Genomic DNA, 13824 nt, shown 5'->3' with positions numbered 1-13824 from the left:
CCGCAAGCGGGAGGGCTGTCCTTTCTCCCCTCCCGCTTGCGGGAGGGGTCTGGGGTGGGCCTTCTCGCAAAAAGAAAACCCCCGCCGTTCCCACGGCAGGGGCCTCTTCAACCTCAGACCTAAGCGATCAAAGTTCGCTTTCGATCCAGCCCTTCAGCGCGCTCTTGGGAGCGGCGCCGAGCTTCTTGGCCACCGGCTGGCCGTCCTTGAACAACACCAGCAGCGGGATCGACTGCACACCGATCGCCGAGGGCGTCTCGGTGTTGGCCATGATGTCCATCTTGGCGATGGTGATTTGTTCGCCCAGTTCCTCGGCGATTTCCTCAAGAGCGGGAGCGATCATCTTGCACGGGCCGCACCAGTCCGCCCAGAAATCGACGAGGACGGGCTTGTCGGACTTGAGGACGTCGGCCTCGAAGCTGGCATCGGTGACGGCAATAGTGGACATCGATTGACTCCTGAACTTTAGAATTGGGCGACAACTTAGGGATGAAACCCGGCGACGCAACGCCGGAGCGGAGAAAGCATTACTCGCGCGGCTCCAAGACGGGCTTGTGCGCCGCCAGCACCTCTGCGGAAACCGCGATCAGGCGCGGGACGGCCGTGTAAAGCAGCGCGACTTCCACCGTCCGCCCCGGGAAGGTCGCTTCCAGCGCGGCGGCATAAGCGCCCATCTGGCGCAGCACGCCGCGCGGCACCGCCTGCAAGCTATCGGGCGGCCGCCGCGCGCTCTTGTAATCGACCAGACGCACGCGGCCCGGCTCGATCACCAGCCGGTCGATCGTGCCCGCAACCACCTGCCCGCCGACTACCGCCGCGACCGGCACTTCGGCAAGGCTGTCGGGACCGAACAGGTCCGCCCACTCCGGATTGCCGAGCACCGTGAGGGCGCTGGCCAGCAGGGCTTCACGGTCCGCCGGTGCAAGATCGACGGCGTGGCGGGCCAGCCACCCTCGCCCGGCATCCTCACGCACCGCTGCAGCCACGTCCGGCAGGCGTTCGAGCAACTTGTGGACCAGCGTACCGCGCCGCGCTGCATCGCGGCCGGCACCGGGCGGGAACGGCGGATCGGGCGCGTCCTCCTCACCCAGCGAAGATGGTGCGAGCGGGCGCGGCGGACGCGGTTCGGCGGGCGGCCTGCGCTCCAGCCAGCGCGGCAGCGGCTCACGCAGGTCGAGCATCGGTCCACCACCTTGCTTTCCAGCCTTCACCGGAACCGGAGCGGCGGGCTGACCATGCTCGCAGCGTGCACCCCATATTGGATCGCCGACTTCTGCCTCGGCCGGAAAAAGCGCCCGCAACCTCGCGTACCAGCTCTTCGGACTAGGCTCCCCCTTGTCGCGGCTGGTGAGAGCCCCGCCGACGAACAGGGCCTCCTCAGCCCGCGTCATCGCTACGTAGAGCAGGCGCCAGTGCTCCTGCTCGTCCGCCCGCTTGCCCTCGTCCAGCCGCGCGGCGATGCGGCCCTGCTTCTCGTCCTTGGAAAGCGGCGGCAGCGGGATCGCGCGCGTCTCGTTCGCGGGATCGGGCAAGTCGATGCCGCGTTCGCGGGCGTTGTCCGGATTGCTTGTCGCGTCGGCGAGGATGACGATCGGCGCCTGCAGGCCCTTGGAACCATGCACCGTCATCACCCGCACGAGGCCCGCGGCATTGTCCGCCTCGCGTTTCAACTCGCCATCGCCTGCGTCGAACCACGCGAGGAAGCCCGCTAGGCTCGGCGTATCGGTGACGGCATAAGCCTTGGCGGCATTGACCAGTTCGTCGATCGGATCGTTCGCTTCCGAGCCCAGCCGCGCCACCAGCCGCCGCCGCCCTTGCCACGGGCCGACCAACAACCACTGCAACAAGTCCTGCGGCGGCGCATAGTCGGCGCGCTTCAGCACCTCGCCCAACTGCTCCATGACCGCCGCAACCTCAGGCTCGCGCGAACGGCGCAAGTGCTCCCACAGGCGCGTGTGCTTCTCGCGGTAGCCATGGGCCAGAAGCTGCTCCTGGCTCCACCCGACCAGCGGCGAGACCAGCAGCGCCGCAAGGTTGAGGTCGTCCAGCGGCTGCACCGCGAAGCGCAGCGCCGCGACAAGGTCCTTCACCGCCAGCGGCGCGCCGAGGCGCAGGCGATCGACGCCCGCCACCGGCACCCCGGCGGCATGGAGCCGCGCGACGATCAGCCCGGCCAGTTCCTTCCTCTGGCGCACCAGCACCATGATATCGCCCGCCTGCGCGCGGCGCGGGTTGCCCTTGACCAGAGTGAAGCCAGGTCCTTGCACGTCCAGCCAGTCACGCACCTGCAGCGCGATGCGCTCGGCCATCTGGCGGTCGGGGCGCGAGAGCCAGTCGGGCGTCGCGCCTTCCTCGTCCGGCAGTTCGTCGTCCTCGGCATCGGCCGCATCGCTGACCGGATGCCAGAGCGCCACGTAGCCCGGGCGCTCCTGCCCCCGGTGCGGATCGGCGGGACGGTCGAGCCCGAAGTTTGCGTGGCCGATCCCGGCGATGGCCCGGTCCACGAAGTCGAGCACCGTCTGCGCCGTGCGGAAAGAGCGGTCGAGGCCGTATTCACGAAACTCGGGCGGCGCGAAGCTGTCGCGCAGCATTTCGGCGTTCTGTGCCGCCTGCCCCATCTCGCGCCGCACGCGGTCGGCGGCGCGGCGGAAGTTCTCCGGGCTAGTGCCCTGGAAGCGGAAGATCGCCTGCTTGTAATCGCCGACCACGAACAGGGTGCGCATGAGGTCTTCGTGCTGGCCCAGCCCTGCCCAGAACTCCCCCGCCATCGCGAAGATAATGTCCCACTGCGCCGCGTTGGTATCCTGCGCCTCGTCAACGAGGATATGGTCGAACCGGCGATCGAGCTTGTAGCGGATCCAGTCCGCCTGCGCTTGGTTGGCCAGCAGATCGGCGGCGCGGCGGATCTGGTCGTCGAAGTCGATCAGCCCCTCGCGCTGCTTGGCCGCATCCCAGGCCATCGCGAAGGCACGGCCGAGCCGCAGCGCAGGGACCAGCCGGTCCGCCAGCGCCAGTAGCGCACGCATCGCTCTGATCTCAAGGATGCACTCAATCACCCGTGCGGCGGAATCCGCATAGCCCGGGTCAAGCTTATCCTGCGACTTGCTGGCCTTGGGCTCGTTCTTCTGAGTCAGGAACTCCTTCGCCAGCGCGTCGAGGCTGTCCAGCCGCTGCGCCCCGTTGCCGAGCAGCCATTCGCTGATCGCATCGACCGCGCCAAGCCCGGTCTTGGTGCCCCACTCGGCGTTGACCGCCATGCAGTGCCGCAGCGATCGCACGTCGAACGCCGCATCCTCGCACCGCGCCGCCAGCGAGGCTTGATCCGCATCGGACGGCAGGCCCAGCAGCCGCAGCACGTTGCCGCGCATGTCGCCCGTTTGCCAGCTGCCAGGTCCGAACCACGCCTCGCGCGCCGAAGCGCAGCGCAGCAGGAACGCCATCACCGCATCGGGGCCATGGCGCAGCGAAAGCTGTTCGACCGCCTGCAGCAAGGCGGGATTTCCACCCTCCGCATCGACCAGCAGGTCGGCCAGTACCTGCCGCGCCAGAAGGTCGCGCTCGCGATCCTCCATCGGGCGGCTGCCGGGAATGAGATCGGCCTCCAGCGGAAACGTCGCCAGCAGCCATTGCGAGAAGGCATGGATCGTGTCGATCCGCAGCCCGCCGCCCGGACTGTCGAGCACCGAGGCGAACAGCGTGCGGGCCCGCGCGAGGTTCTCGTCGCTCGCCAGCGCCCCGATCGCGGCAAGGCGCGCGCGCAGATCGAACTCGCCGAGCCGCACCCATTCGGCCAGCGTACCGTTGATGCGCGCGGCCATTTCGGTCGCGCCAGCCTTGGTGAAAGTCAGGCACAGGATCTGCGAGGGATCGACGTCCGGCTGCAGCAAAAGCCGCAGCACGCGCGAGGACAACACCTGCGTCTTGCCCGTCCCGGCAGAGGCGGAAAGCCACACGGTCTCCTGCGGATCGACCGCCAGCATCTGGTTGCCGTGAAGCGGATGGACGGTAGCCGGGCCGCTCATGCTGCGCCCTCCGGCCTGTTGCCGAGCGAGGTGATCCATTCGTCCAGCCGCATGAGCTGGTCGTAGTCGGCATAGCTGCCCAGTTCCGGGTTCAGCCGCGCGGTGAAGGCTTCCTCGCCGAGAATCCAGCGGTCGAGCGCGTCATTGAGGTAGCGCAGCGTCTCGGGCAGGAAGTCCTCGCGCGGGATGCCGGATTTCTTGCGGCCTTCCAGCACCGGCTCGAACATGTAGCCCATCGTGCCGTCCTTGCCCTTGGCCATCGACCAGTATTCGAACGAATCCGCCACGCCCTCGACACCCTCGCAGCCGCCGTCCCTCGCGATCAGCGCGATCAGGCCCAACTGCAGCGCAAAGCCCTCCTGCACGCGGCTGCCCGTCGGCGGCTGGCCGGTCTTGTAGTCGACCACGGCAAGGCTGCCGTCCTCGCGCCGGTCGATGCGGTCGGCACGGCCGTGGATGCGCACGTCGCGATGGCGCATGTCGCCCCACTTCTCGACCGCAACGACCTCGCGGCCCGTCGCCTTGGCATCGAGGATCATCGTCTCGAACGTCTCCAGCGCAGCGGAGAGGCGCGGCCACCACAGCACGCGCATCAGCGGGTGGGCGTTCTGCTCGGTCAGCACGCCTTGCGCGATGGCATGGAGGCCGCCAGCAGGCTCACCTGCCTTGTGCCAGCGCTCCATGATGAGGTGCGCAACCTCGCCCTTCCACGCCGCGCTCGGCTCGGCATCCAGACCGTCGAGGCTGCGCAGGCCGAGGATCGCGCTGGCGTAGAACTGGTACGGATCGCCACGCAGCCGGTCGAGCCCGGTGACCGAGACGTCCACCTTGCGCTGCTCGGCCGAGGGCATCGGCTGCGGGCGCGGATGCGCCGCGACCGGCGCCGCATCGTCGAGCAGGCGGGCGAGGCGCACGGCCTCGCCCTCGATGTGGCGTTCCAGCTGGTCGCCCAGCATCGCGCGCACGCGCAGCACGAAGCGTGAGGGGATCACCGGACCGCCCTCGTCCCGCTGCGCCCAGCTCAGCACCACCTCGGGCGCGCCGAGCGCGGCAGCAAGGTCGTGCGCGGAAAGGCCGATGCGAAAGTCCGCGCCGGGCACGCCCAGAGCACGCAGCACGGCGGGCGGCAGCAGCGCATCCTGCGCCGCAGTCCCCGGCCAGACGCCCTCGACCAGACCGCCGCAGATGACCAGATCGGCACGGCTCATGCGCGCTTCGAGCAGGCCGTAGACCGAGACGCGCGGATGCCCGCCCCAGGGCGGACGCACCGAGACGCGGTCCATCGCATCGCGCAGCACCGCATTGATCTCGCGCGGGTCCAGCAGCGTGCCTGCCGCGCCCGCTGCGCCGCGCAGTTCCTCCACGAAGGCGCTGAGCGCGCGGCCGTCCGCACCGCCCCACAGCGCCTCGCCGCAAAGGGCCTCGGCGGCGTCGGCGATGAGGCCCAGCAGACGGTCCAGCGGCTCCGTCTCGCCGAGCGCGAACAGCGGCGTCAGGATCGCCTCGATCCCGGCCCACCATTCACCCAGCTTCGCGCCTTCTGCCCTGGCCGCCAGCGGAGCGAGCCCGGCCCCGGGGCGCGGCCCTCGCAATTCGAGGTCCAGCTTGCGGGCATTCTCCAACCAGCGCGGGCGGCCCGGCCCGGCTCCAGTCAGCGGATGGACGAGCAGCGCGATCAGCGGCACCGGCGCGGCCTGCTCGGCGACGACTTCGGCCAGAAGCAGCAGCAGGCGGCCAGCGGCGGTCTGCGGCAGCGGGCGACCGGCGGTGTCATCCGCCTCGATCCCCCAGCGCTCCAGATGGCTGACGACTCGCGCCGCCAGCCCCCGGTCGGGCGAAACGAGCGCGACGCGGCGCTCGGGTGTCTCCAGCGCCTCACGGATGAGCACGGCGATCGCCTGCGCCTCCTCGCCGGGATGCGTGCATTCCATCAGACGCACACCGCTCAGGCGGCGCTGCTCGGGCGGCAGATCGACCCATGCGGCGGAAGCGCGCGGCGGCAGGAACAGGTTGGAGATCGCGCGGCTGCGCTCGGGCGGCGCGGCGGCAATCCCGGATCGATGCCAGGGCTGCACTTCACCGCGCGCAATGCCCATCCGGTTCAGCAGCAGCTTGAGATGGTATTGCGGATGGGTCACCGCATCGCCGCGCGCGAAAGGCGGCTCACCGACCTCGGCCGGAGCGCCGGCGACGCCCAGTTCCTCCCACACCTCGTCGGCGAGCGACAAGTCGAGATCGGGCAGGACGACGAGACCCTGCGGCATCTCGCTGACAACGCGCAGCAATCGCGCCAGCGCGGGCGAGGCGCCGGTGACACCGGCGGCGATGACTGGATACGGCGGAGGCTCTTCCCGCCAGCGCGCGGCGGCATGGTCGAACAGGCGATTGCGACGGTCCGGTGCGTCGATCTCCCCGCGCGCGGCCAGCTCGGCGATCCAGTGCTGCTGCACCATCAGGAAGCTGCGGGTATTGTCGCTCCAGTGCCCGGCAAGATCACCGACGATACCAATGACTCGCTCCGACATGAGGTCGATCGGCGCGATTTCCTCGGCCAGCAGGCGGTCCATGGTGCGGCCGATCTCGAAGGCACGGCGCAGCAATGCCGCCCCGGTTCCCGCAGCATCGCCCTCCACCTCACGCAAATGATGCGCAAGGCGCAGCCAGCGGCGCGTCGGGTCGGCGGCGGGCGGGATGTCCTCCGCGCCCAGCGGATCGAGCAATGGCCCAAGCGCTTCGTCGAGATCGAGATCACCCACCGCGACCATGCGCGGCAGCAACATGCCGCTCCCCGAATGACGCACGAAAGCCTCGGTCATCGTGCGGATCGTGCGGCGGCTCGGCAGCAGCAGCGTCAGCCGCGCGAGGGCGATCTCATCCTTCGCATAGCGCGGGATGAGCCCGGCAACGAGGGCGTCGGCGAAACCACGATGCGCAGCAATGGAGTAGACTTTCGGACCCGTCCGGTCAGGCACGGGTCAGCCATTCCTCGGTCGGCCTGATGGCGGCGGGCTCGCCCACTTCGAACCACAGGCCCTGATGCGAGATGCCGTAGAGGCGACCTTCCTCAATCGCGCGGTTCCACAGGATGTTGGTGGAGAACGCGCCCTCGGGCGCATCGCGCAGCAGGCGCTTCGACACGAGCTGGATGCCGGTGTAGATGAACGGCGCCACCCGCCCCTGACGGCGGCGCGAGACGCGACCATTGGGATCGAGGTGGAAGTCGCCCTCGCCGCGATAATTGAGCGCGCGGGTGTGCGGCACCATCAGCAGCAGCGCGTCCATCCGCTCCGCATCCCAGGCCAGCGAGAGTTCGGCGAAGACGTCCTGCGGGCCGTCGAGCCAGATGTTGTCGCTGTTCAGGCAGAAGAACGGATCGGGCAGCAGATCGGCCGCCCTGACCATGCCGCCGCCGGTTTCCAGCAGCAGTTCACGCTCGTCGGACAGGGTGACGGCGGGCGCGGTCTTGCGGACCTTGAGATGGCCTTCCAGCGCGTCGGCCATGTAGTGCGCGTTGACCACCGCCTTCGTCACGCCCGCATTGCCGAGCTTGTCTAACGCATGATCGATCAGCGACTTGCCCGCTACGCGCACCAGCGGCTTGGGTTGGGTGGCGGTGAGCGGGCGCATGCGCTTGCCCAGCCCTGCGGCAAGCACCATCGCGGTGTCGCTGGCGAGAGGCTTCATCGGGCGAACTCCCCGCCGTTCGCCTCGCGCAAGGCGGCGGGGATGTTGGCGTCGAACCATGCCGCGACCGGCGCCATCGCGGGATGGGCAAGGTCGCGCTCCATCGCCGCCCAGACGCGCGGGATCAGGTCGAGGTAGCGCGGCTTGCCGTCACGGCGCCACAGCCGCACGAAGATGCCGACGATCTTGGCGTTCCGCTGCGCGCCGAGCCGCGCGTAATCGGCGAGGAAGGCATCGACGTCCGTACCCGTTTTCTGCACGTAGCGATCGAACATCTGCGCCTCCAGCTCGGGCGCAACTTCGCGCCGGGCATCCTGCAGCAGCGAGACGAGGTCGTAGGCCGGATGACCGACCAGCGCGTCCTGGAAGTCGAGCAAGCCCTGCTTCTCGAGGCTGCCGAGCAGCATGATGTTCTCGGCATGATAGTCGCGCAGCACGGTGACGCCCGGGCGCTGGCGCGGCAGCAGCGGCGAGAGCGCCTGCTCCCACGCGCTCACGAAGCCTGCGGCATCGACGTAGAGGCTCTGCGCGGTGCAGTACCAGTCGATGAACAGCTTCACCTCGCGGATATATTCCGCCAGCGAGTAATCGAGGAACGGCCCGGCGGGCAGTTGGTGCAGCTTCGCCAGCGCGTCGATCGCGGCGGAGTAGACAGCCGGCTCGTCCGCAGGCCACTGGTCGAGGTAGTCGCGCATGCGCGCATCGCCGAAGTCCTCCATCAGGATGAGGCCCTTGTCGGGCTTCTCCGCGAGGATGCGCGGCGGACGCATGCCGTTGTCGTCGAGCCAGTGCGCGGCGCGCAGGAACGGGCCGATGTCCTCCTGCGGCGGCGGCGCATCCATCAGCATCGCGGTGGCGCCATCGACACTGCGGATACGGAAATAGCGGCGGAACGAGGCATCGCCCGGCAGCGGCTCGACAGCCGCGCCTCCCCAACCGGCGGCGGCGAGAAAGGCATCAAGGCCCTCGGGAAAGTTCGCATGTTCGAGCGTCATACAGGTATACGCCCTAGCCAATCCGCCCCGCCTTCGACAATGGCGATCCGACCGTCCTCGACAACTTCCAGCGTGATCGAGAGGCAGCCCGGCTCATGTGCGAAGCCGCCCGCGTGATCGGGCCACTCGGCGATGAGCACCGCGCCCTCGCGGTAATCGTCGAGGCCGATCTCCTGCGCCTCGTCGGGATGGTTCAGGCGGTAGAAGTCGGCGTGGACCAGCGGCAGGCGGACGGCAGGCGGGTCGTAAGGCTCGATGATCGCGAAGCTGGGTGACGGCACTTCGCCCTCATGACCAAGCCCGGCGATGATCGCGCGCGCCAGCGTGGTCTTGCCCGCGCCTAGACCGCCGGTCAGTGCGATCACGTCGCCGGGGAGCAGCGCATCGGCGAGCTTGCGGCCCCATGCGTCCATCGCCGCGAGGTCTGGCAGCGGCAATCTCATGCCAATGTTCCTCTCATGGCAGTTCGATCAGCGCGCTGGTGCCCTTGCCCGGCTCCGATTCGAGCCGCAGGCTGCCACCGTGCGCTTCTACCAGCTGGCGGGCGAGCGGCAGGCCGAGGCCGTCGCGGCTCTCCACCTTGCCGTCGGCGCTGACCTTCATCCCATCGAGCGCGCGCGCGAGCGTGCGGCTGTCCATTCCGGCTCCCTTGTCCTGCACGAGGATCTGGATCGCATCCCCCTCTCCGGCTTTCCGGCGCGAAAGCTGCACGAGAATGCGCCCGCCGCGCGTCGAGGCGGCAATGGCATTGTCGACGATGTGCCCCAGCGCCCGCGCCAGCCTTCGCCGGTCGGCCACCAGCGGACGCAGCAGGCCCTTGGCCTGCAGGTCGAGCGTGAGGCCCGCCTTCTGCAGCCGCCCTGCCCGTTCCTCGACCACCGAGCGCACGAAGGGCATCGGGTCGATTTCCTCGAACTTGAGCGGCAGCAGGCCCGCCTCGCTCTGCGACAGGTCGAGCAGGCTGTCGATGTGATCGCCCAGTTGCTGCGATGCCTCGATGATCGAGCCGACATAGTCGCGCCCGGAATCGTTGAGGTCGCCGCCGATACCGAGGTCCAGCATCTCGGCAAAACCGCCGATCGAGGTCAGCGGCGTGCGCAGTTCCTTGCTCATGTTGGCAAGGAAGCGGGTCTTGATCGCATCCGCCTCGATCAGCGCGGCATTGCTTTCGCGCAGCGCCTGTTCTGCCTTCATCGAATCGGTGATGTCGAGCACCGCGAGCAGGCCATTGCCGTCCGGCAGCGGCACGCCCGCATATTCCAGCACGCGCCCGTCGGCGAGGCCGATGCGCCCGCCCGTCTGCGCGCGGTCGAGCGTCGCGGCGCGCACGACGTTGCCTACGGTTTCCGCCTCGACCGGGCGCTTGAGGCGCGAGGCGATCTTCTTGAGCAGCGCTTCCACATGCGGATGGGTGTCAAGGAATTCGCTCTCCAGCCCCCAGTCGGCGGCGAAACGGCGGTTCCAGATCTGCATCCGGCCATCGGGCGCGAAGACCGCGACCGATTCGAACAGGCTGTCGAACGTGGCGGTGCGGGTGCGCAGCAGGGTGTCGCGCACGGCGGAAAGGCGCAGCTGTTCGGTGCGATCCTCGACGATCAGCAGCAGCCCGCCATCAGGGACCGGCTGGGCGACGATGCGCAAGTGCGTGCCGTCCGCGAGCGTCCAGCTTTCCTCCTGCGTCGAGCCTGCCGAAAACCAGCCCGCCTTCTCGCGCCGCCATGCTGGGAAGTCGCGCACCTCGGGCACGCGGCCCGCATCGCGCGCAGCATCGAGTAGGCGCTCGAAGGCGGGCGGATCGACGAGGATACGCCCGTCGAGCTTGAACAGGCGCTGGAACGGCTGGTTGGCGAAAGCGAGCCGCCGCTTGGCGTCGAACTGCGCCACGCCCGCGGAAAGCTGGTCGAGCAAGGCCCGCTGCGCCTCGCGGAAGGCGCGGAAGGAGCGCGACATCTCCTCCAGATCCTCGATGTCCACCGCGTAGCCCGCGACGCCGTCGTCCCCCAGCGGCAAATCGCTGACGCGCAGGGCGCGGCGCTGGCCATCAATGGTGGTCGAGACGATGCGCTCGATCGGGATGCCCTTTTCAGCCGCCTTCCGGGCGACTTGTCCCGGGGCGAGGCCATCGACCGATTCGATCAGTTCGATGCCCTTGACGACCACGTCGTCTGCGTTCTTGGCGCCCACGGCGGCGACGTAGGCATGGTTGACCAGTTGCAGTTCGCCATCCGGGCGGCGGAACCACATCGGCATCGGCGCGGCCTCGATCAGCGAGACGAGCGCGTGGAAGTCACCGCGCGCGCGGGCGGCTTCGTCACGCAGGCGGACGAGTTCGGTCTCGCTGTCGGAAAAGTCGAAGACCCAGACCAGTGCGGCGCCGCCGGGCGAGACTTGCGGGTCGGCGAGGTGCCCGCGCAGCGCAAGGCTGCGGCTGGAGCCATGCGGCGTCACCGCCATGCGGAACGGCGCGGCGGTCTTCTGGCAGCGGCGAACGGCCTCGGTCAGTTCGGCGAGTTTCTCGGCGGGCAGGCCGCGATCATTTCCATCCAGTTCGGAGAGGAACTGCGGCACTTCGTCCAGCCCCAGCCACTGCGCGAGGCGCGGAGAAGCCTCGATCCGGCCGTCCGTGCGCACCAGCAACGGGAGCGCGGGCGATTCCTCGACCATGCGGCCGAGGCGGCGGGCGGAGCGCAACTGCGCCTCGGCGCGGTTTTGGCGCGAACGCGCGGACAGCACCGCCCAGGCTGCGGCAATCGTCCAGGCGCCGAGCAGCAGGCCGATCAGGAGAGGCAGGAAACGCGAGAATTCCATCGCCACAGGCTATGATGCGCGCGGATGGCCCTGACAATGGGGGATGGCGCGAAAGCGGTAGATACGCGGGTTGGCCGACGGATCGACGTTCACGCCCTCTTGTTTACGACACCGTCATAAGCCCCTCCCGTCCATCATGCGTGACATTCACGAAAATTATCGGCGACAGGTTAGGGCGGGTGGGAAAGTGGATTCCCACGGATAGCAGGTCAGGAAGACGCCCCCGCCTTTCCTTACCCCTCCGGAGCTATGGCCAATCCGCCGATCGCCACGCACAATATGGAGAAAGCATGGTACGGCGTCGAAGCCTGCGGCTGCCCAAATGAATAGGCAAAATAACTAGGCAATCGAAATAAGACTATATCATCAAAAGAGAATTTTCATTTTGATGGAACAGTTAATAAATCTTCACTGTGTCTCACGGATAAAAATTTCCAATGTTCCCAAAATCATAAGGGAACCCCATGGGTAATGACGAACAACCGCGGCTACAACGGCCTGACACGCCGGCAAAGCCAGTGCCTGGCCCTGGTAAATCAGGGGATGACCTCAAAGGAGATCGCCCGGCAACTCGATCTTTCGCCATCGACGGTGGATAATCACCTGCGAGAAGCCATTGTGCGTATGGGAAAGAACAATCGGCAGGAGGCCGCGCGCGATTTCGCGTTGGCGCACCTCCAGGTGGACCAATCCGAACGTTTGCCGGGAGATTGTTTACCCCGCGCGATGTCACTCGTCCGCCTTGATGACATCGGACCGTTCACCGTATTCATATGTAAGAATTGATCAGCCATTATTTAGGCTTTTGCACCTCGAATGACTGCGGAACGCAAAAAGGGCGCCTCCTTTAAAGAGACCCCCCTTCTGCATCGACATCAAACCGTGATCAGTAGCGGTAGTGGTCCGGCTTGAACGGACCCGCTTCCGGCACGCCGATGTAGTCGGCCTGCTTCTTCGAAAGCTTGGTGAGCTTCACGCCCAGCTTTTCGAGGTGCAGCGCGGCGACCTTCTCGTCGAGGTGCTTGGGCAGCACGTAGACGTCGTTCTTGTAGGCGTCGTTCTTGGTGAACAGTTCGATCTGCGCCAGCGTCTGGTTGGTGAAGCTGGCCGACATCACGAAGCTGGGGTGGCCGGTGGCGCAGCCCAGGTTCACCAGGCGGCCCTTGGCGAGCACGATGATCTGCTTACCGTCCGGGAAGGTCACGAGGTCGGTGCCCGGCTTCACTTCCTTCCACTCGTAGTTGTCGAGCGCCGAGATCTGGATCTCGCTGTCGAAGTGGCCGATGTTCGAGACGATCGCCTTGTCCTTCATCGCGGCCATGTGCTCGCCGGTGATGACGGCTTCGTTGCCAGTGGCGGTCACGAAGATGTCGGCGCGCGAAACCGCGTCCTCCATGGTGACGACCTCGTAGCCCTCCATCGCGGCCTGCAGCGCGCAGATCGGGTCGATCTCGGTGACGAGGACGCGGGCGCCGCCGTTGCGCAGCGAAGCGGCCGAGCCCTTGCCGACGTCGCCGAAACCGGCGACGCAGGCGACCTTGCCGGCCAGCATCACGTCGGTGGCGCGGCGGATCGCGTCGACCAGCGATTCACGGCAACCGTAGAGGTTGTCGAACTTCGACTTGGTGACGCTGTCGTTCACGTTGATCGCGGGGAACGGCAGCTTGCCGTCCTTGGCGAGGTGGTAGAGGCGGTGAACGCCGGTGGTGGTCTCTTCCGAAACGCCCTGGATCGCCTTGACCGAAGCGGTCAGGTAGCCCGGCTTGGCCTTGAGGAAGGCGTTCAGCGCGCGGACGAACTCGATTTCCTCGGCATTGCTCGGCTCGAACAGCGTCTCGCCCGCTTCGACGCGCGCGCCCCACAGGGCGAACATCGTGGCGTCGCCGCCGTCGTCGAGGATCAGGTTGGCGGTGAGGTCGGGATTGCCCTCGCTCGACCAGTCGAAGATCTTGCCGACATAGTCCCAGTAATCGGCCAGCGATTCACCCTTGATCGCGTAGACCGGGATACCGGCGGCGGCGATGGCGGCGGCGGCGTGGTCCTGCGTCGAGAAGATGTTGCAGGTGGCCCAGCGCACTTCCGCACCGAGAGCCACCAGAGTCTCGATCAGCACGGCGGTCTGGATCGTCATGTGCAGCGAACCGGTGATGCGCGCGCCCTTAAGCGGCTGCGACGCGCCGAATTCCTCGCGCAGCGCCATCAGGCCCGGCATTTCGGTCTCGGCGATGGCGATTTCGGTGCGGCCGAAGTCGGCGAGGCCGATGTCGGTGATGGCGTAGTCGGGGGTGGTGGCCACGTGGGACTCCTGAAGATTG

The 13824-nt window shown here is 67.6% G+C and carries 9 protein-coding genes; 1 reads left to right on the top strand and 8 read right to left on the bottom strand.

Features of this window, described 5'->3' with window-relative positions:
• Window positions 1-127: 127 nt before the first annotated feature.
• The 7 genes from trxA to ACYPYD_RS13380 form a co-directional block, all read right to left on the bottom strand.
• On the bottom strand, window positions 128-448 hold the full coding sequence (gene trxA / locus ACYPYD_RS13410; RefSeq protein ID WP_008829660.1) for a thioredoxin: 321 nt from the start codon (window positions 446-448) through the stop codon (window positions 128-130).
• A 79-nt stretch (window positions 449-527) separates the two neighbouring features.
• On the bottom strand, window positions 528-4022 hold the full coding sequence (gene addA / locus ACYPYD_RS13405) for a double-strand break repair helicase AddA (protein ID WP_459663575.1): 3495 nt from the start codon (window positions 4020-4022) through the stop codon (window positions 528-530).
• Window positions 4019-6994 (bottom strand): PD-(D/E)XK nuclease family protein, encoded by a 2976-nt coding sequence (locus ACYPYD_RS13400; RefSeq protein ID WP_459663573.1) that lies wholly within the window; start codon window positions 6992-6994, stop codon window positions 4019-4021. The genes addA and ACYPYD_RS13400 overlap by 4 nt, the downstream gene beginning before the upstream one ends.
• Window positions 6987-7706, bottom strand: coding sequence for a nucleotidyltransferase family protein (locus tag ACYPYD_RS13395; protein ID WP_459663572.1), 720 nt, complete (start codon window positions 7704-7706; stop codon window positions 6987-6989). Before ACYPYD_RS13395 ends, ACYPYD_RS13400 begins: the two co-directional genes overlap by 8 nt.
• Complete coding sequence (locus tag ACYPYD_RS13390) at window positions 7703-8701, bottom strand: aminoglycoside phosphotransferase family protein (protein WP_459663570.1); 999 nt, start codon at window positions 8699-8701, stop codon at window positions 7703-7705. Before ACYPYD_RS13390 ends, ACYPYD_RS13395 begins: the two co-directional genes overlap by 4 nt.
• Window positions 8698-9144, bottom strand: a complete 447-nt coding sequence (gene tsaE / locus ACYPYD_RS13385; protein ID WP_069707601.1) for a tRNA (adenosine(37)-N6)-threonylcarbamoyltransferase complex ATPase subunit type 1 TsaE — start codon at window positions 9142-9144, stop codon at window positions 8698-8700. The genes ACYPYD_RS13390 and tsaE overlap by 4 nt, the downstream gene beginning before the upstream one ends.
• Before the next feature lie 13 nt (window positions 9145-9157).
• A complete protein-coding gene (locus tag ACYPYD_RS13380; RefSeq protein WP_069707600.1) occupies window positions 9158-11509 on the bottom strand; it encodes a PAS domain-containing sensor histidine kinase in 2352 nt (783 codons plus the stop codon).
• A 471-nt stretch (window positions 11510-11980) separates the two neighbouring features.
• On the opposite strand from ACYPYD_RS13380, the gene ACYPYD_RS13375 reads away from it, so the two are divergent.
• Window positions 11981-12295: a helix-turn-helix domain-containing protein gene (locus ACYPYD_RS13375; protein ID WP_008829667.1), complete on the top strand. Its 315-nt coding sequence runs from the start codon at window positions 11981-11983 to the stop codon at window positions 12293-12295.
• A gap of 100 nt (window positions 12296-12395) precedes the next feature.
• Here ACYPYD_RS13375 and ahcY read toward each other — a convergent pair whose 3' ends face one another.
• Window positions 12396-13805 (bottom strand): adenosylhomocysteinase, encoded by a 1410-nt coding sequence (gene ahcY / locus ACYPYD_RS13370; RefSeq protein ID WP_008829668.1) that lies wholly within the window; start codon window positions 13803-13805, stop codon window positions 12396-12398.
• Window positions 13806-13824 lie beyond the last annotated feature (19 nt).

It is taken from the genome of Novosphingobium sp. 11B, from assembly GCF_054589055.1.
Note: the sequence above shows the minus strand (reverse complement) of the source record. Positions and strands in the feature narration are given on the sequence as shown.

Coding starts and splice junctions, on each gene's coding strand:
- ACYPYD_RS13390 (WP_459663570.1), bottom strand. CDS start 8,701: ATGACGCTCGAACATGCGAACTTTCCCGAGGGCCTTGATGCCTTTCTC.
- addA (WP_459663575.1), bottom strand. CDS start 4,022: ATGAGCGGCCCGGCTACCGTCCATCCGCTTCACGGCAACCAGATGCTG.
- ACYPYD_RS13380 (WP_069707600.1), bottom strand. CDS start 11,509: ATGGAATTCTCGCGTTTCCTGCCTCTCCTGATCGGCCTGCTGCTCGGC.
- ACYPYD_RS13395 (WP_459663572.1), bottom strand. CDS start 7,706: ATGAAGCCTCTCGCCAGCGACACCGCGATGGTGCTTGCCGCAGGGCTG.
- tsaE (WP_069707601.1), bottom strand. CDS start 9,144: ATGAGATTGCCGCTGCCAGACCTCGCGGCGATGGACGCATGGGGCCGC.
- trxA (WP_008829660.1), bottom strand. CDS start 448: ATGTCCACTATTGCCGTCACCGATGCCAGCTTCGAGGCCGACGTCCTC.
- ACYPYD_RS13375 (WP_008829667.1), top strand. CDS start 11,981: ATGACGAACAACCGCGGCTACAACGGCCTGACACGCCGGCAAAGCCAG.